Source organism: Streptomyces sp. NPDC104581, assembly GCF_055583685.1.
On the sequence record NZ_JBVJNN010000013.1, the window covers coordinates 79,041 to 95,637 of the forward strand.

Annotated in this window: 13 protein-coding genes; 8 read left to right on the forward strand and 5 right to left on the reverse strand. The window is 72.4% G+C overall.

Annotated elements, in window-relative coordinates; genetic code table 11:
• Positions 1 to 83: 83 nt before the first annotated feature.
• On the forward strand, positions 84 to 2,228 hold the full coding sequence (locus ACZ61E_RS13545) for a molybdopterin oxidoreductase family protein (protein ID WP_469699800.1): 2,145 nt from the start codon (positions 84 to 86) through the stop codon (positions 2,226 to 2,228).
• A gap of 162 nt (positions 2,229 to 2,390) precedes the next feature.
• On the opposite strand, the gene cutA is transcribed toward ACZ61E_RS13545, so the two are convergent.
• Both cutA and ACZ61E_RS13555 read right to left on the reverse strand, forming a co-directional pair.
• Positions 2,391 to 2,732 carry a divalent-cation tolerance protein CutA gene (cutA, locus tag ACZ61E_RS13550; RefSeq protein ID WP_469699801.1) on the reverse strand — a complete coding sequence of 114 codons (342 nt, stop codon included), beginning with the start codon at positions 2,730 to 2,732 and terminating at the stop codon, positions 2,391 to 2,393.
• A 118-nt stretch (positions 2,733 to 2,850) separates the two neighbouring features.
• Positions 2,851 to 3,312 (reverse strand): NADPH-dependent FMN reductase, encoded by a 462-nt coding sequence (locus ACZ61E_RS13555; protein ID WP_469699868.1) that lies wholly within the window; start codon positions 3,310 to 3,312, stop codon positions 2,851 to 2,853.
• Positions 3,313 to 3,548: 236 nt separating this feature from the next.
• On the opposite strand from ACZ61E_RS13555, the gene soxR reads away from it, so the two are divergent.
• The 3 genes from soxR to ACZ61E_RS13570 all read left to right on the forward strand — a co-directional run bounded on the left by soxR (position 3,549) and on the right by ACZ61E_RS13570 (position 5,486).
• Positions 3,549 to 4,004, forward strand: a complete 456-nt coding sequence (gene soxR / locus ACZ61E_RS13560; RefSeq protein ID WP_469699802.1) for a redox-sensitive transcriptional activator SoxR — start codon at positions 3,549 to 3,551, stop codon at positions 4,002 to 4,004.
• Positions 4,005 to 4,205: 201 nt separating this feature from the next.
• The gene (locus ACZ61E_RS13565) at positions 4,206 to 4,727 is read left to right on the forward strand and encodes a hypothetical protein (RefSeq protein WP_469699803.1); all 522 of its coding nucleotides are present in this window, start codon (positions 4,206 to 4,208) and stop codon (positions 4,725 to 4,727) included.
• A 141-nt stretch (positions 4,728 to 4,868) separates the two neighbouring features.
• A complete protein-coding gene (locus ACZ61E_RS13570; RefSeq protein WP_469699804.1) occupies positions 4,869 to 5,486 on the forward strand; it encodes a class F sortase in 618 nt (205 codons plus the stop codon).
• 80 nt (positions 5,487 to 5,566) lie between these two features.
• On the opposite strand, the gene ACZ61E_RS13575 is transcribed toward ACZ61E_RS13570, so the two are convergent.
• Positions 5,567 to 6,346 (reverse strand): sulfite exporter TauE/SafE family protein, encoded by a 780-nt coding sequence (locus ACZ61E_RS13575; RefSeq protein ID WP_469699805.1) that lies wholly within the window; start codon positions 6,344 to 6,346, stop codon positions 5,567 to 5,569.
• A 204-nt stretch (positions 6,347 to 6,550) separates the two neighbouring features.
• Between ACZ61E_RS13575 and ACZ61E_RS13580 the strand changes: the two genes are divergently transcribed.
• The 4 genes from ACZ61E_RS13580 to ACZ61E_RS13595 all read left to right on the forward strand — a co-directional run bounded on the left by ACZ61E_RS13580 (position 6,551) and on the right by ACZ61E_RS13595 (position 12,130).
• The gene (locus ACZ61E_RS13580; RefSeq protein WP_469699806.1) at positions 6,551 to 7,915 is read left to right on the forward strand and encodes an NAD(P)/FAD-dependent oxidoreductase; all 1,365 of its coding nucleotides are present in this window, start codon (positions 6,551 to 6,553) and stop codon (positions 7,913 to 7,915) included.
• Between the two features lies 1 nt (position 7,916).
• The gene (nirB, locus tag ACZ61E_RS13585) at positions 7,917 to 10,460 is read left to right on the forward strand and encodes a nitrite reductase large subunit NirB (protein WP_469699807.1); all 2,544 of its coding nucleotides are present in this window, start codon (positions 7,917 to 7,919) and stop codon (positions 10,458 to 10,460) included.
• Positions 10,461 to 10,474: 14 nt separating this feature from the next.
• On the forward strand, positions 10,475 to 10,837 hold the full coding sequence (nirD, locus tag ACZ61E_RS13590; RefSeq protein WP_469699869.1) for a nitrite reductase small subunit NirD: 363 nt from the start codon (positions 10,475 to 10,477) through the stop codon (positions 10,835 to 10,837).
• A 132-nt stretch (positions 10,838 to 10,969) separates the two neighbouring features.
• Positions 10,970 to 12,130 (forward strand): alkaline phosphatase PhoX, encoded by a 1,161-nt coding sequence (locus tag ACZ61E_RS13595; protein WP_469699808.1) that lies wholly within the window; start codon positions 10,970 to 10,972, stop codon positions 12,128 to 12,130.
• Between the two features lie 138 nt (positions 12,131 to 12,268).
• Here the strand turns inward: ACZ61E_RS13595 and ppdK are convergent, their stop codons facing one another.
• Both ppdK and dusB read right to left on the reverse strand, forming a co-directional pair.
• Positions 12,269 to 15,013, reverse strand: coding sequence for a pyruvate, phosphate dikinase (gene ppdK, locus ACZ61E_RS13600; RefSeq protein ID WP_469699809.1), 2,745 nt, complete (start codon positions 15,011 to 15,013; stop codon positions 12,269 to 12,271).
• A gap of 364 nt (positions 15,014 to 15,377) precedes the next feature.
• The gene (gene dusB / locus ACZ61E_RS13605; protein WP_469699810.1) at positions 15,378 to 16,556 is read right to left on the reverse strand and encodes a tRNA dihydrouridine synthase DusB; all 1,179 of its coding nucleotides are present in this window, start codon (positions 16,554 to 16,556) and stop codon (positions 15,378 to 15,380) included.
• Positions 16,557 to 16,597 lie beyond the last annotated feature (41 nt).

Below are 16,597 nucleotides of genomic sequence, written 5' to 3' on the forward strand. Positions count from 1 at the left end.
GGCGGGCCGCGCGGGAGGTGCGCGTGTCGGAGGCGTAACCGGCTGCGGCCGGCCCCGTAACACCGGCGTCGCACGCTGGCGCCATGACCGATGCGGCCGTCCCGACCCACTGCCCCTACTGCGCGCTCCAGTGCGGGATGGGCCTGCGGCCCACGGCGGACGGTCCGGGTGGCACCGGCGGTCCGGGTGGCACCGGCGGTCCGGGTGGCAAGGACGGTCCGGGTGTCGAGGTCGTCGAGCGGGCCGACTTCCCCGTCAACCGGGGCGCGCTCTGCGGCAAGGGCCGTACGGCACCGGCCGTGCTGTCCTCGCGGGTGCGGCTCACCGAACCGCTCGTACGGCGGTCGCCGGGCGGCCCGCTCGAACCGGCCGGCTGGGACGAGGCGCTGGGCGCCGTAGCCGCCGGGCTGGCGCGGACGCGGGCGGACCACGGGGCGGACGCGGTGGGCGTCTTCGGCGGGGGCGGGCTGACCAACGAGAAGGCGTACGCCCTCGGGAAGTTCGCCCGCGTGGTGCTCGGGACCTCGCAGATCGACTACAACGGGCGGTTCTGCATGTCGTCGGCCGCGGCGGCGCACCAGCGGGCGTTCGGGCTCGACCGGGGGCTGCCGTTCCCGCTCGCCGACATTCCGCGCACGGGGTGTGTGATCCTCGTCGGTTCCAATCTCGCCGAGACCATGCCGCCCGCGCTGCGCTATCTGACCGAACTGCGCGAGAACGGCGGCACGTTGATCGTCGTCGATCCGCGCCGGACGCGGACCGCCGAGCAGGCGGACCTCCATCTGGCGCCCCGGCCCGGCACCGATCTGGCCCTGGCGCTGGGCATGGTGCACCTGGTGGTGGCGGGGGGCCGGACGGACGAGGCGTTCGTCCGGGAGCGCACGACCGGCTGGCCGGAGGCCAGGGCGGCGGCGATGGCGCACTGGCCGGAGCATGTCGAACGGGTCACCGGGGTCCCGGTGCCCCGACTCCGCGAGGCCGTGGAGCTGTTCTGCGACGCGCCGACGGGCATGGTGCTCACGGCGCGCGGTCCCGAGCAGCAGTCCAAGGGCACCGACACCGTGGGCGCCTGGATCAACCTCTGCCTCGCCACCGGGCGCGCGGGCCGGCCGCTGTCCGGCCACGGCTGCCTCACCGGACAGGGCAACGGCCAGGGCGGGCGTGAACACGGCCAGAAGGCAGACCAGTTGCCCGGCTACCGGAAACTAACCGACCCGGCCGCGCGGGAGCATGTGGCGCGGGTGTGGGGGGTGGATCCCGGCGCGCTGCCCGGTCCGGGGCGCAGCGCGTACGAACTGCTCGACGCGCTCGGCGGGGACGTGAGGGCGCTGCTGCTGATGGGGTCGAACCCGGTCGTCTCGGCGCCGCGCGCCGCGCACATCGAGGGGCGGCTGCGCTCACTCGACTTCCTGGCGGTGGCGGACGTGGTGCTCTCGGAGACGGCGGCGCTCGCGGACGTCGTGCTCCCGGTGGCGCAGTGGGCGGAGGAGACGGGGACGACGACCAGCCTGGAGGGGCGGGTCCTGCTGCGGCGCCGGGCGCTCGGCCCGCCGGCGGGCGTACGGACCGATCTCCGGGTGCTGCGCGGGCTCGCGGAACGGCTCGGTCACGAGAAGGGGTTCCCGGCGGATCCCGAGGAGGTCTTCGAGGAGCTGCGGCGTGCGTCGGAGGGCGGTCCGGCCGACTACTCGGGGATCACCTACCGGCGGATCGCGGCGGAGGACGGGGTGTTCTGGCCCTGCCCCGGGGAGGACCACCCCGGCACGCCCCGGCTCTTCCTCGACCGGTTCGCCACGGAGGACGGGCGGGCCCGCTTCGTGCCGGTCGTGCACCGGCCGGCCGCCGAGGAGACGGACCCGGAGTATCCGGTGCTGCTCACGACGGGGCGGGTCGTCTCGCAGTACCAGTCGGGCGCGCAGACCCGGCGCGTCGCCGAGTTGAACGCCGCGGCGCCGGGTCCCTTCGTGGAGCTGCACCCCCGGCTCGCCGGGCGGCTCGGGGTGGCCGAGGGCGACCGGCTCGCCGTGGTCTCACGACGGGGCCGGGCGGTGGCGCCCGCGCGGATCACCGCGGCGATCCGCGCGGACACGGTCTTCATGCCGTTCCACTGGCCGGGCGAGGGCCGGGCGAACAACCTGACGAACCCGGCGCTCGACCCGACGTCGCGGATGCCGGAGTTCAAGGTGTGCGCGGTGCGGGTGGAGCGCGCGGAGCCCGCGAGCGGCTAGGGCCGGTCGTTTGGATCAGGCCGGACCAGTGAGCGGGGTCCGGTGCGTGCGCTCGCGAGGCGGAGGGCCGCCCTCGTACCGGACGTGGTCGCGCGACTTGCGACAACGCGGCGAGGGCGCGTGCCGGACGCCGTGAACCAGGCGCCGGTTCGACGACAGAGCCTAAGGGCTGTCGCCGCCGGGTGTGGTCTCGTCCGCCAGCCAGGCCAGGTACGGCGCGCCGCCCCGTACCACCGGGACGGCGAGGATCTCCGGAGTGTCGTAGTCGTGCGCCGACGTCAGATGCGCCTCCAGCGCTTCGTAGCGGGCGGCGGTCGTCTTGAGGAGCACCTGCCACTCCCGCGCCGTCTCGATCGCGCCCTGCCAGCGGTAGACGGACGTGACCGGCGCCGAGATCTGCGCACACGCGGCGAGCCGCGCCTCCACCGCGCCCCTGGCCAGGGCCTCCGCCTTCGCGGCGCTGTCGGTGGTCGTCAGTACGGTCAGAAACTCCGGGCCGGTCATCAGCCTCGCTCCTTCTCTCGGACAGCCGCCGCGGGGCGTGGCGGCGGGCAGGGGCGTGGGCGCGCGGGCGGCGGGAGTCCGCCGCGGTCGCCCCGTCCCACGATATGACCCGGCTCGGTCAACCGGCGTAGGCGCGGGCGGATTTGGCGTCCCGCGGCGCCAGGCCCCACCGGGCGAGCTGGTCGAGCATCGCGGTGGCGGCGGCGCCCGCGCCGGACGGGTCCCGGTGCCGGCCCCGGTCGTCGAAGAGCGCGCCGGCGTTGTGGAAGGAGACGGTGTCGCGCACGGCGACGGCGTGCAGTTCGGCGAAGACCTGGCGCCGATGCCCGACGGCGCGCAGGCCACCGGAGACACCTCCGTAGGAGACGAAGCCGATGGGCTTGGCCCGCCACTCGTCGAAGTGCCAGTCGATCAGGACCTTCAGGGACGCGGGACAGGAGCGGTGGTACTCGGGGGTGACGATCACGAACGCGTCGGCGTCGGCCGGCCGGTGGGTGACCTTGCCCAGCTGCCCGCGGACCGGGACGGGCGGGCTGAAGGAGAGCGCGGTCGGCAGATCGGTGTCGGCGAGGTCGGTCAGGTCGACGGTGAAATCGGCACGCCCGGTGGCGTGGGGGACGAATCAGCCGGAGACGACCGGGCCGAACCGGCCCTCCCGGTTGCCGGCCGTGATGACGGTGAGCCTTCAAGGGGCGCCTGGGGAGCTGGGATCCGAGCCGTCCGGCGGCTCGTCTCGGCGGCTGAATCACGTGTGGTTGTCCATGGGGACGAGCGTGATACTTAAACCATGGTTCAGGTCAAGCTACGCTGACCCGCATGACGCAACTCGCCTGGAACGCCAAGGAAGCCACGGTCGGCGAACTGGCCGAACGCAGTGGTGTCGCCCCCTCCGCACTGCGCTTCTACGAACGCGAGGGACTGATCACCAGCCGCCGCACCTCGGGCAACCAGCGGCGCTACACCCGTGACACGCTGCGGCGGGTCGCCTTCATCCGCACCTCGCAGCGCCTCGGCATCCCGCTCGCCCTGATCCGCGACGTGCTGGAGCTGCTGCCGCAGGACCGTACGCCCACCCGGGAGGACTGGGCGCGGATCTCCGAGCGCTGGCACGACGATCTGAGCACCCGGATCCGCACCCTCCAGCGGCTGCGCGACAACCTCGCCGACTGCATCGGCTGCGGCTGCCTCTCGCTGGACCGCTGCGCCCTGTCCAACCCCGGCGACGAACTGGCCGCACACGGCCCCGGCCCTCGCAGGCTGATCGAGGACTGACCGGGGCTCACCCGTTCGGCACGACGCGTCGCCCGGCGTGTCACATGCTCGGTCACACGCGACTGACCTGCGGGAACATCAAACGGCAAGCGGGACACGCCGTGACGAACCGATCAATCTGATTCTCCATCAGCAGGCGTGCGCGCCGGGCTGCGCCTTATCTCGGAAGGGACGAGAACCGCGCCGCCACGGAGGAGAACCATGCGCACCACCGCCCGCCTGCTGACCGGCACCGCGCTGGCGGCCGCCTCGCTCGGATGGTCGCTCACCGCCCCCGCCGCCGCGTTCGCGGGCGACCGGGGTGAGCTGGAGCTGTACCCCTCGACCGCCGCACCCGGCGCGACCGTCACGGTCAACACCACCGCGTGCGGCAAGGACGGGCACGGCAGGGGTGACGCCAGTTCCCTGGGCGCGGGCGAGTTCCCTCTGCGGCCCGGTGACTACAAGCACTTCGTCGTCGGCCGGTTCGAGGTGCCCGAGCACACCCGGGCGGGCACCTACGCCGTCTTCGTGCGCTGCGCGAACGGCCGGGAGGCCCGCGGCGACGTGACGGTCGAGCACCGTCGCGAACACCAGCCGTCCGGCCATGTACGGACGGGGGTCGGCGGCAGCGTCGGACCCGACACCACCCGGATCGCGGCGGGGGCGGCCGTTCTGGCCGCCGCCGCCGTCGGCGGGACCTGGCTCCTGCGCCGTCGGGCGAGCGGCGCGCAGGACAGCTGACGGGGCGGGGCCCGTCCCTCGGACGGACCCCGGCGGCCTCCACCGCCCCCGTACCGCCGTGGCCCCCGCCCCCGTCGTGCTCATCGCCGACGGGGGCGGGGGAACAACTTCCGGAGGACCCATGACCGCGCGGAGCGACCGATGACCGGCAAGGGCAGGGTGTGGCTGGTGGCCGGCGCCGCGTGCGTCGGCGTGTGGCTCGTACAGAGCGGATCGCAGACCGTCACGCCGCCGATCCCGTCGGCCGCACAGGCGTTCGCCGCCGGGCCCGGCTTCCACACGGACGCCGCCGCCGACCCGATGCCCGCCTCACGCCCCGTACGGCTGCGGATTCCGGAGATCGGCGTCGACGCGCCGGTGACCCGGCTGGGCCTGGCGAAGGACGGCAGCCTCGACGTCCCGCCACCGGAGGACGGCGAAGTCGCGGGCTGGTACAAGGACGGCACCACCCCGGGCGCCGAGGGCACCGCGATCGTCGCGGGCCATGTGGACAACGCGCGCGGCCCGGCCGTCTTCTACAGCCTGGGCACCCTGGAGAAGGGGCAGCGGATCGAGGTCACCCGCGAGGACGGGCGGACCGCCGTGTTCACCGTCGACGCCGTCGAGGTCTACGCCAACGCCGACTTCCCCGACCGGAAGGTCTACGGGCAGCGGGACCGGGCCGAACTGCGGGTGATCACCTGCGGCGGCGGATTCTCCGAGAAGTCCGGCTACCAGGGCAACGTCGTGACGTACGCGCATCTCATCGGCGTCCGCTGAGCCACCCCGGGACGGGTCGGGACGGACCAAGGCGCCCCGGGCCGGGGCGGGACGGGGGTGGTCCGGGCCGCTGTCCGCGGTCAGGCCGTCCACTGGTCGAAGGCGAGCTTCGCGACCAGTGAGAACACCACGACGAGCAGCACCCCGCGGACGAACTCGCTGCCCTTCCTGAGCGCCATCCGCGCGCCGAACATGCCGCCCGCCAGATTGAACACCGCCATCAGCGCGGCCAGTTGCCACAGCACGGTGCCCTGGTAGGCGAACATCGCGAGCGCCCCGCCGTTGGTGCAGACGTTGACGATCTTCGCGGTGGCCGACGCCGTCACCAGATCCAGATGCAGTACGGCGGTCAGCGCCAGTACGAGGAACGTGCCGGTACCGGGACCGAACAGCCCGTCGTAGAAGCCGATACCGCCGCCGACGAGCACGATCGCCGTGATGTGCCGTCCGCGGGAGGCCGGGCCGCCCGCCTGCGCCCTGCCGAACGCCGGCCGCAGCATCACGAAGGCGGCGACGCCGAGGAGTACCACCATGATCACGGGGCGCAGGACGTCGCTGCTGATCCCCGCGGCGAAGAAGGCCCCGGCCATCGACCCCGCGAGCGCCGTCAGCCCGATCCGTACGGCGCTCTTGACGTCCACCGGCGCCTTGCGCACATAGGTCACGGCGGCGCCGGTGGTGCCGACGATCGCCACGGCCTTGTTCGTACCGAGCACGTGCGCAGCCGGGACGTTCGGCAGACCGAGCAGCAGCGCGGGCAGGAGCAGCAGCCCGCCCCCGCCCACCACGGCGTCGATCCAGCCGGCGGCGGCTGCCGCGAGGCAGAGGACGACGATCATGGTCAGGGATATCTCGGGCATGATCGCGAGCCTATGGGACGACTGGTTGGCCATGACACGGATGCGGGGTGAGGTGGCACACGCCACCGCGCACCCGCGCACCGGACGCTCCCGACCAGCTCCGACGCGGCCTCACACCCCGTACCGGCGCGCGCTGAGGGCAGCGTTCCGCGCGGGAAACAGTGGTGGTGCCGCCGGGTAACACCGGCCGCGCACGCTGCGGGCATGGCAGCTGACGGCAGGGCGACGGAGATCGTGGTGATCGGCGGGGGCACGGCCGGGGTGCGGCTGGCCCAGCGCCTCGCCGCCGCCACCTCCGCCGACGCCTCCGCCGACGCGTCCGCGGCCGGCCCCGCGACGGCGGTCACCCTGCTCGGCGAGGAGCCGCACGCCCCGTACAACCGGGTCCTGCTCGGCGAAGTGCTCGCCGGGCGGTACGGCCCCGACGTCATCGCCTCGCCACCGGCGCCCGGCACCGTACGGCGCGGTGTCCGGGCGGTGCGGATCGACCGCGCCGAGCGGCTGGTGCGGTGCGACGACGGCAGCGTCGTCCCCTACGACCGGCTGGTCCTCGCGACCGGCTCGAACCCCGTGCTGCCGGCCCTGCGTGGGCTCCGGCAGCACGAGCGGGGCGGTCTGCCCGCCGGGGTGCACTCCTTCCGGACCCTGGACGACTGTCTGGCGCTGTCGGCGGCGGTACGGCCGGGCACGCGCGCCGTCGTCATCGGCGGGGGGCTCCTCGGGGTGTCGGCCGCCCACGCCCTCGCGGAGCGCGGCGCGCGGGTGGTGCTCGCGCAGCAGGGCGAGTACCTGATGGATCGTCAACTCGACCGCACGGGGTCGCTGTTGCTCAGACAGCGGCTGGAGTCCTGGGGGGTGGAGGTCCACACGGAGTGCCGGGTGCGGGGCCTCGTACTCGCCGACGACGACGCGCCGGGAGCCGGCACCGGCCCGGCTCCCGATTCCGGCTCCGGAGCCGGGTCCAGAGCCGGGTCCGGACCCGGAGCCGGCCGACTGGCGGCCGTCGAGCTCGCCGACGGCTTCCGGCTCGACGCCGAACTCACCGTCCTGGCCTGCGGCGTACGCCCCCGCGCCCGCCTCGCCCGCGACGCCGGACTCGACGTCCGGCGCGGCATCGTCGTGGACGACGAGCTGCGGACGTCGGACCCGTACATCCACGCCATCGGGGACTGCGCGGAACACGGCGACCGGCTCTACGGTCTCGCCGGTGTCGCCATCGAACAGGCCGACACCCTGGCCCGGTTGCTCACCACGGCGCCCTCGGCCCGCTACACCGGCACCCGCTCCGTCACCCGCCTCACCCTGGGCGCCCCGGCACTCCGGCTCCCGCTCGACCTCGCCGCGTTCGGGGAGACCACACCCCTGCCGGGTGACGACGTCGTCCAGCTGACCGACGCCACGCGTGGCGCCTACCGCAAGGTCGTCGTCCGGGGCGACCGGCTCGTCGGCGGCCTGCTCCTCGGCGACCTCACCACGGTCGGCGCGCTCGCCCGCACCTGGGAGGACGACGAGCCGCTGCCGCCCACCACTGCGCTGCTCCACCTGCTCACCCCCGACGGAGGCTGCTGAGATGCCCGACACAACGTCCCTCCCCACCATCGTGGTCGTCGGCCACGGCATGGTCGGCCAGCGGTTCCTGGAGGCCCTCGCCGAGCACGGCACCACCGGTCGGGCCCGGGTCGTGGTGCTCTGCGAGGAGCCGCGCCCCGCCTACGACCGGGTACGGCTCAGCTCGTATTTCGACGGCCGCACCCCGGACGAACTCACCCTGGCCGAACCGGACTTCATGGAACGGCACGGCATCGAGCTGCGTCTGGACGACCCGGCCGAGAGCATCGACCGGACGGCGCGCACGGTCACCTCGCGCGCCGGGCTGACCTTCACGTACGACACGCTGGTGCTGGCCACCGGGTCGTACCCGTTCGTACCGCCCGTGCCGGGCAAGGACGCCACCGGCTGCTTCGTCTACCGCACCATCGAGGACCTGCTGGCGATCGAGGAGTACGCGAAGACCGCCCGCACCGGCACCGTCGTGGGCGGCGGGCTGCTCGGCCTGGAGGCGGCGGGCGCCTTGCGGGGACTGGGACTCGACACCCACGTCGTGGAGTTCGCGCCCCGTCTGATGCCCGTCCAGGTGGACGACGGCGGAGGGTCGGCGCTGCTGCGCACCGTCGAGGGCTTGGGGCTGACGGTCCACACCGGCGTCGGTACGCGGGAGGTGACCACGGACGCGGACGGCGCCGTCAACGGCATGACGCTGTCGGACGGTTCGGTCCTCGCGACCGGTCTCGTCGTCTTCTCGGCGGGCGTACGGCCCCGGGACCGGCTCGCGCGCGACGCCGGGCTGCGGATCGGCGAACGCGGCGGCATCGCGGTGGACGAGCGGTGCCGTACGTCGGATCCGCGGATCTTCGCGATCGGCGAGTGCGCGCTCGCTGCGGACGGGCGGGTGTACGGACTGGTGGCGCCGGGCTACGAGATGGCGCGGACGGCGGCGGACGCGATCGCCGAAGTCACCGAGAACGCGACCGAGTTCACCGGGGCCGACCTGTCCACGAAGCTCAAACTGCTCGGGGTGGACGTCGCGTCCTTCGGCGACGCGCACGGGGCCGCTCCCGGCTGTCTCGACGTCGTCTACGCCGACTCCCGCTCGGGCGTCTACAAGAAGGTCGTCGTCGGCTCGGACGGCGCCCTGCTCGGGGGCGTGCTGGTCGGTGACGCCGACGCCTACGGGATGCTGCGTCCGCTGACCGGTTCCGTGCCGCCCGTACCGCCGGAACAGCTCGTCCTGCCGCCCGGGGTGGGGGCGCCGGCGGCGCTCGGTCCGGGCTCGCTGCCGGACGGCGCGGTGATCTGCAGCTGTCACCACGTGACGAAGGGCGCGATCACCGCGTGCGCGACGCTGCCGGAGGTGAAGAAGTGCACCAAGGCCGGTACCGGCTGCGGCAGTTGTGTGAAGGTGATCGGCCAGCTGCTGCCCGCGTCCGGTGACAGCGGGCTCTGCGGCTGCTTCAGGCACACGCGCGGCGAGCTGTACGAGATCGTGCGGACCCTGCGGGTGACGTCGTACGCCTCGCTGCTGGACTCGCACGGCCGCGAGGGCATGCGCGGCGGTGACGGGTGCGAGGTCTGCAAACCGACCGTCGCCTCGATCATCGCCTCCCTCGCCCCGACGCTGGGGCTGAGCGGCCATGTCCTGGACGGCGAACAGGCCGCGCTCCAGGACACCAACGACCACTTCCTGGCCAACTTGCAGCGCAACGGCTCGTACTCGATCGTGCCGCGCATCCCCGGGGGCGAGATCACGCCGGAGAAGCTGATCGTGATCGGCGAGGTGGCACGGGACTTCGGGCTCTACACGAAGATCACCGGCGGCCAGCGCATCGACCTCTTCGGGGCGCGCGTCGATCAACTGCCCCGGATCTGGGCGCGGTTGGTTGAGGCGGGCTTCGAGTCGGGGCACGCGTACGGGAAGGCGCTGCGGACGGTGAAGTCATGCGTGGGACAGACCTGGTGCCGGTACGGGGTGCAGGACTCGGTGCGGATGGCCATCGATCTGGAGCTGCGCTACCGGGGACTGCGCGCGCCGCACAAGCTCAAGTCGGCGGTCTCGGGGTGCGCCCGGGAGTGCGCCGAGGCGCGCGGCAAGGACTTCGGGATCATCGCGACGGCGGAGGGCTGGAATCTGTACGTCGGTGGCAACGGCGGCGCCGAGCCGCGCCACGCCGACCTGCTGGCGCGCGATCTGGACGACGAGTCGCTGGTGCGGCTGATCGACCGCTTCCTGATGTTCTACATCCGCACCGCCGACCGGCTGGAGCGCACCTCCGCGTGGCTGGGCCGGATCGAGGGCGGCCTCGACCATGTGCGGGACGTGGTCGTGCACGATTCGCTCGGTCTGTGCGGGGAGCTGGAGAAGCTGATGGCCGACCATGTCGCCGGCTACCGCGACGAGTGGGCCGAGACGCTGGACGACCCGGAACGGCTGCGGCGCTTCGTCTCCTTCGTGAACGCGCCGGACGCGCCGGATCCGACGGTGCGGTTCGTCCCCGAGCGCGACCAGATGAAGCCGGACCTGACATTCCTGACCCTGGAAGGCGTGACGGCCCGATGAGCACGACGATCCCCATGAGCGCGCCGGAACTGACGGTCCATCACGCGGGGGTGACGCTCCAACTCCGTGTCGGCGGGGACTGGTTGCCGGTCTGCGCACGGTCCGCGCTCATCGCGGGCCGGGGCGTGGCGGCGCTGCTGCCGGACGGCCGTCAGGCCGCGCTCTTCATGGACCGGGCGGGGCGTACGTACGCGATCGACAACCGGGACCCGTACACCGGCGCCCAGGTGCTCTCGCGCGGCCTGACGGGCACCTCGGACGGCCGCGCCTTCGTGGCGTCGCCCCTGCTGAAGCAGCGTTTCGACCTGGAGACCGGGCGCTGTCTGGACGACGACGCGGTGACGGTGACGGTCTACCCCTCGCGTCTCGCGGCCTGAGCGCCCCGCACCGGCCGCCGGGGCCAGAACTCATCGGCAGTCACCTCCGTGTTCAGCCGGCGGCCATCGAGGCGCCCTATGTTTCTCGCTGCACGCGACCGCACATCCACCCCACCCCCATGGAGCGGCCCAGTGGAACGTCGCAACTTTCTGCGTGGAGCGATCGTCACCGGCTCAGCCGCCGCGCTCGGCGGCACTCTCTGGCGCGGAGCGGCCCACGCCGACCCCGCGCAGCCCGGCGCGGGACCGTACGGAGCACTCGGCAACGCCGACGGCAACAACATCCGGCTGCCCGCCGGATTCACCAGCAGGGTCGTCGCCCGGTCCGGGCAGAGCGTGCCCGGCACGTCGTACACCTGGCACAACGCCCCGGACGGCGGTGCCTGTTACGCCGACGGCGGTGGCTGGATCTACGTCTCCAACTCGGAGATCAACCCGTCCGGCGGCGCGGGCGCGATCCGCTTCTCCCCGGCGGGCGCGATCACCGGCGCGTACCGGATCCTCTCCGGCACCCGGCAGAACTGCGCGGGCGGCAGCACCCCCTGGAACACCTGGCTGTCCTGCGAGGAGGTGACCCGCGGGTATGTGTACGAGACCGATCCGTGGGGCGTCGAGGCCGCGGTACGGCGCGACGCGATGGGGATGTTCAAGCACGAGGCCGCGGCGGCCGACCCGGTCCGCAGGACGATCTATCTGACCGAGGACGAGACGAACGGGTGCTTCTACCGGTTCACACCCACCACCTGGGGCGATCTGTCCGCCGGCACCCTTGAGGTGCTGCGGGCCGGCACCGCCACCTCGGGCTCCTTCACCTGGGCGAGGGTGCCCGACCCGGACGGCTCGCCGACCCGGACCCGTGACCAGGTCTCGGGCGCCAAGCGGTTCGACGGCGGCGAGGGCTGCTACTACGCCGACGGCTCGGTGTGGTTCACCACGAAGGGCGACAACCGGGTCTGGCGGGTCGATCCGGCCGCGTCCACCTACGAGTTGGCGTACGACGACTCGCTCGTCGGCGGTGGCGGTGCCCCGCTGACGGGAGTCGACAACGTCACGGGGTCCGCTTCCGGCGATCTGTTCGTCGCCGAGGACGGCGGGAACATGGAGATCTGCCTGATCACCCCCGATGACGTCGTCGCGCCGTTCCTCCGTATCGGCGGCCAGTCGGGCTCGGAGATCACCGGTCCGGCCTTCTCGCCCGACGGATCGCGGCTGTACTTCTCCAGCCAGCGCGGTACGAGCGGCAGTTCGTCGGGCGGCATCACCTACGAGGTGACGGGGCCGTTCCGCACCTAGGATCTGTCCGCGCACAGGGCCGGTCCGCCCGGCTCCCCTGGGCGCCGCCGCCGGGAAGGGCGGCGCCCGGAGGGGCCGGCGTGTGGGGCCCGGCGTCGCCGCCGCGATCCGCCGCCCGCACCCCGGTGTGCGCCCGGTTCAGCGGGTGTCGCCGCGGCTGTCCGGCTGCGCCGCCGCCCGCCCGGCCTCCAGACGGGCCACCGGGATCCGGAACGGCGAGCAGGACACGTAGTCCAGCCCCACCCGGTGGAAGAAGTGCACCGACTCGGGGTCGCCGCCGTGCTCGCCGCAGATGCCCAGCTTCAGGTCCGGCCGGGTCCTGCGGCCGGCCTCGCACGCGCCGCGCACGAGTTCGCCGACGCCGTCCGTGTCGATCGTCTCGAACGGGGACACCCCGAAGATGCCCTTCTCCAGGTACGCGGTGAAGAAGCTGGCCTCGACGTCGTCGCGGGAGAAGCCCCACACGGTCTGGGTGAGGTCGTTCGTGCCGAAGGAGAAGAACTCGGCGGCCTCCGCGATCTGACCGGCCGTCAGCGCGGCACGCGGCAGTTCGATCATCGTGCCGAGCGACAGCCTGAGGTCGATCCCGGTGGACTTCCTGACCTCCGCGATGACCTGCTCGGCCTCGTCGCGGACGATCTCCAGCTCCTGGACGGTGCCGACGAGCGGGATCATGATCTCGGCCCGCGGGTCGCCCTTGGCGTGCTTGCGCTCGGCCGCGGCCTCGGCGATCGCCCGTACCTGCATCGCGAAGAGTCCGGGGATGACCAGGCCGAGCCGTACGCCGCGCAGTCCCAGCATCGGGTTCTGCTCGTGCAGTTTGTGCACGGCCTGGAGCAGCCGCAGATCGTTCTCGTTGTGGTCCTTGCGGGACTCGGCGAGCGCGACTCGGACCGACAACTCCGTGATGTCGGGCAGGAATTCGTGCAGAGGCGGGTCCAGCAGCCGTACGGTGACGGGCAGTCCGTCCATCGCCTCGAACAGCTCGACGAAGTCCTTCTTCTGGTACGGCAGCAGGGTCTTCAGCGCCTGCTCGCGCTCGTCGTCGGTGTCGGCGAGGATCAGCTTCTCGACCATGGCCCGGCGTTCGCCGAGGAACATGTGCTCGGTGCGGCACAGTCCGATGCCCTGCGCGCCGAAGCGGCGCGCCCGCAGCGCGTCCTCGGCGTTGTCGGCGTTGGCGCGCACCCGCAGCCGGCGGCGCCGGTCGGCGTAGGCCATCATCCGGTGCACGGCCTCGACCAGTTCGTCGGCGTCGTCGGCGCCGGCGTGCATACGGCCCTCGAAGTACTCGACCACCGGCGAGGGGACGACCGGCACCTCGCCGAGGTAGACCTTGCCGGTCGAGCCGTCGACGGAGACGATGTCGCCCTCCTCGACGACGGTCCTGCCGACGGTCATCCGGCGCCGCTTGGTGTCGACCTCCAGCTCCTCGGCGCCGCAGACACAGGTCTTGCCCATGCCGCGGGCGACGACGGCCGCGTGCGAGGTCTTGCCGCCGCGCGAGGTGAGGATGCCCTCGGCGGCGAGCATGCCGTCCAGGTCGTCGGGGTTGGTCTCACGCCGGATGAGGATGACCCGCTCGCCGGAGCGCGACCACTTGACGGCGGTGTACGAGTCGAAGACGGCCTTGCCGACGGCGGCGCCGGGTGACGCGGCGATACCGCGCCCGAGCAGCTCGGCTCGCGCGCCGTCGTCGAAGCGCGGGAACATCAGCTGTGCGAGCTGGGACCCGTTGACGCGCTGGAGCGCCTCCGCCTCGTCGATCAGGCCCTGGTCGACGAGCTGGGTCGCGATACGGAAGGCGGCGCCCGCGGTGCGCTTGCCGACGCGGGTCTGGAGCATCCACAACTCACCGCGCTCGATGGTGAATTCGATGTCGCAGAGGTCCCGGTAGTGCGTCTCCAGGGTCTCCATGATCTGCATCAGCCGGTCGTACGACCGCTTGTCGATGGTCTCCAGGTCTGCGAGCGGCACGGTGTTGCGGATACCGGCGACGACGTCCTCGCCCTGCGCGTTCTGGAGGTAATCGCCGTACACGCCCTGGTGGCCGCTGGCGGGGTCGCGGGTGAAGGCGACGCCGGTGCCGGAGTCCGGGCCGAGGTTGCCGAAGACCATGGAGCAGATGTTGACGGCGGTGCCGAGGTCGCCGGGGATGCGCTCCTGGCGGCGGTAGAGCTTGGCGCGGTCGGTGTTCCAGGACTCGAAGACGGAGCGGATGGCGAGGTCCATCTGCTCGCGCGGGTCCTGCGGGAAGTCGCGGCCCGCGTCGCGCGAGACGATCTTCTTGAACTGCTTGACCAGCTTCTTCAGATCGCCGGCGTCGAGGTCGATGTCGGTGGCGGCCTTCTTGGCCCGCTTGGCCTCCTCCAGCGCCTCCTCGAAGAGGTCGCCGTCGACGCCGAGTACGGTCTTGCCGAACATCTGGATGAGCCTGCGGTAGGAGTCCCAGGCGAAGCGCTCGTCGCCGGACTGCTTGGCGAGGCCGGAGACGGACTTGTCGGAGAGTCCGATGTTGAGGACGGTGTCCATCATCCCGGGCATGGAGAACTTGGCGCCGGACCGCACGGAGACGAGGAGCGGGTCGTCGGACTGGCCGAGCTTCTTGCCCATCTTCCGTTCGAGGGCGTCGAGATGCGCGCCGACCTCGGCGCGCAGGGCGGCCGGCTCCGTACCGGTGGCGAGGTAGACCTTGCACGCCTCGCTGGTGATGGTGAAGCCCGGAGGGACGGGCAGCCCGAGGTTGGTCATCTCGGCGAGGTTGGCGCCCTTGCCGCCGAGCAGGCCCTTGAGATCCTTGTTGCCCTCGGTGAAGTCATAGACGAACTTCTGGTCCTGCGGGGCGGTGTCTGTCGCTACGTGGGTGTCTTTGCTTTCGGACACGGATCTCGGCTCCTCCGGGAGACGCTGACTGCCCTGACGGCCAGGAACATACCCAGATCGAAGGTGCCTGGACATGTCCACCTGTCCGTCATACGGCCGCAACCACCCGTCCGCCACTGGATCGAATGCGTATGACGGGGAGCCGGCCCCCACGGTCCCCTTCATGACCCGAACCGGGCATGACCTTTGCATGACGTAACGCGCTCATCTGAGCCGGTATCGCGACTTCTGAGTTCACCTCTCGAACACGGAAGGGGTGGCACCCAGTGCCACCCCTTCCGGAAGTGCAGCAGCCCATGATCCGCTCGTCTGAGCGAAGCGCCTATCAGACGTGGCGAGAATCACGCACGCCGTCACCCGCCCCTCAGCCGCCCGAGGTGTCGAGCTCCGCGTCGGCGGCGATGCCCGCGCAGTCGTACGGATCCTTCAGCCAGCCGTCCGGCAGGACCACCCGGTTGTTCCCCGAGGTCCGGCCCCGCGGCCCGTCGGCGCCGTCCGGCCACGGCTGATCGAGGTCCAGCTCACCCAGCAGCGAATCCAGTTCGGCCAGCGACGAGGTGATCGCGAGCCTCTTGCGCATCTCGGAACCGACCGAGAAGCCCTTCAGGTACCAGGCCACGTGCTTACGGAAGTCGATCACGCCGCGCGCCTCGTCGCCGATCCACTCCCCCAGCAGCTCCGCATGGCGCCGCATGACCCCGGCGACCTCGCGCAGCGCGGGCCGGGCCGGCTCCGCCGTCCCCTCGAAGGCCGCGACCAGATCGCCGAAGATCCACGGCCGCCCGAGACAGCCGCGCCCCACGACCACGCCGTCGCAGCCGGTCTCACGGACCATCCGCAGCGCGTCGTCCGCCGACCAGATGTCGCCGTTGCCGAGGACCGGGATCTCGGGGACGTGCTCCTTCAGGCGGGCGATGGCCTCCCAGTCGGCCGTACCGCCGTAGTGCTGCGCCGCGGTCCTGCCGTGCAGGGCGATCGCGGTCACACCCTCGTCGACCGCGATACGGCCCGCGTCCAGATAGGTCAGATGGCCGTCGTCGATGCCCTTGCGCATCTTCATGGTGACCGGCAGGTCCCCGGCGTTCGACACGGCCTCGTGCAGGATCGCGCGCAGCAGGGGCCGCTTGTACGGGAGGGCCGAGCCGCCGCCCTTGCGGGTGACCTTGGGGACGGGGCAGCCGAAGTTCAGGTCGATGTGGTCGGCCAGACCCTCGTCCGCGATCATGCGGACGGCCTTGCCGACCGTCACCGGGTCGACCCCGTACAGCTGGATCGAGCGCGGTGTCTCGGTCGCGTCGAAACGGATGAGCTGCATCGTCTTCTCGTTGCGCTCGACCAGCGCCCGCGTGGTGATCATCTCGCTGACGAACAGCCCCTTGCCGCCCGAGAACTCCCGGCACAGCGTCCGGAACGGGGCGTTGGTGATCCCGGCCATGGGCGCGAGGACCACCGGCGGGCGCACCGGGTAGGGGCCGACGGCGAGCGTGCGGGACGGTGCGGGGGCGGGGGCGAGCGGAGCGGTCATCCGCCCATTGTCGCGCATGGCGGCGGGAGGGCCGCCGAGTGCCGGACATACGATCGGCC

Excerpts from the sequence above, each read along its gene's own strand:
- cutA (WP_469699801.1), bottom strand. The coding sequence starts at position 2,732 with ATGACCGGCCCGGAGTTTCTGACCGTACTGACGACCACCGACAGCGCC.
- ACZ61E_RS13565 (WP_469699803.1), top strand. The coding sequence starts at position 4,206 with ATGCGCACCACCGCCCGCCTGCTGACCGGCACCGCGCTGGCGGCCGCC.
- ACZ61E_RS13570 (WP_469699804.1), top strand. The coding sequence starts at position 4,869 with ATGACCGGCAAGGGCAGGGTGTGGCTGGTGGCCGGCGCCGCGTGCGTC.
- soxR (WP_469699802.1), top strand. The coding sequence starts at position 3,549 with ATGACGCAACTCGCCTGGAACGCCAAGGAAGCCACGGTCGGCGAACTG.
- nirD (WP_469699869.1), top strand. The coding sequence starts at position 10,475 with ATGAGCGCGCCGGAACTGACGGTCCATCACGCGGGGGTGACGCTCCAA.
- dusB (WP_469699810.1), bottom strand. The coding sequence starts at position 16,556 with ATGCGCGACAATGGGCGGATGACCGCTCCGCTCGCCCCCGCCCCCGCA.
- ACZ61E_RS13580 (WP_469699806.1), top strand. The coding sequence starts at position 6,551 with ATGGCAGCTGACGGCAGGGCGACGGAGATCGTGGTGATCGGCGGGGGC.
- ACZ61E_RS13575 (WP_469699805.1), bottom strand. The coding sequence starts at position 6,346 with ATGCCCGAGATATCCCTGACCATGATCGTCGTCCTCTGCCTCGCGGCA.
- ACZ61E_RS13545 (WP_469699800.1), top strand. The coding sequence starts at position 84 with ATGACCGATGCGGCCGTCCCGACCCACTGCCCCTACTGCGCGCTCCAG.
- nirB (WP_469699807.1), top strand. The coding sequence starts at position 7,917 with ATGCCCGACACAACGTCCCTCCCCACCATCGTGGTCGTCGGCCACGGC.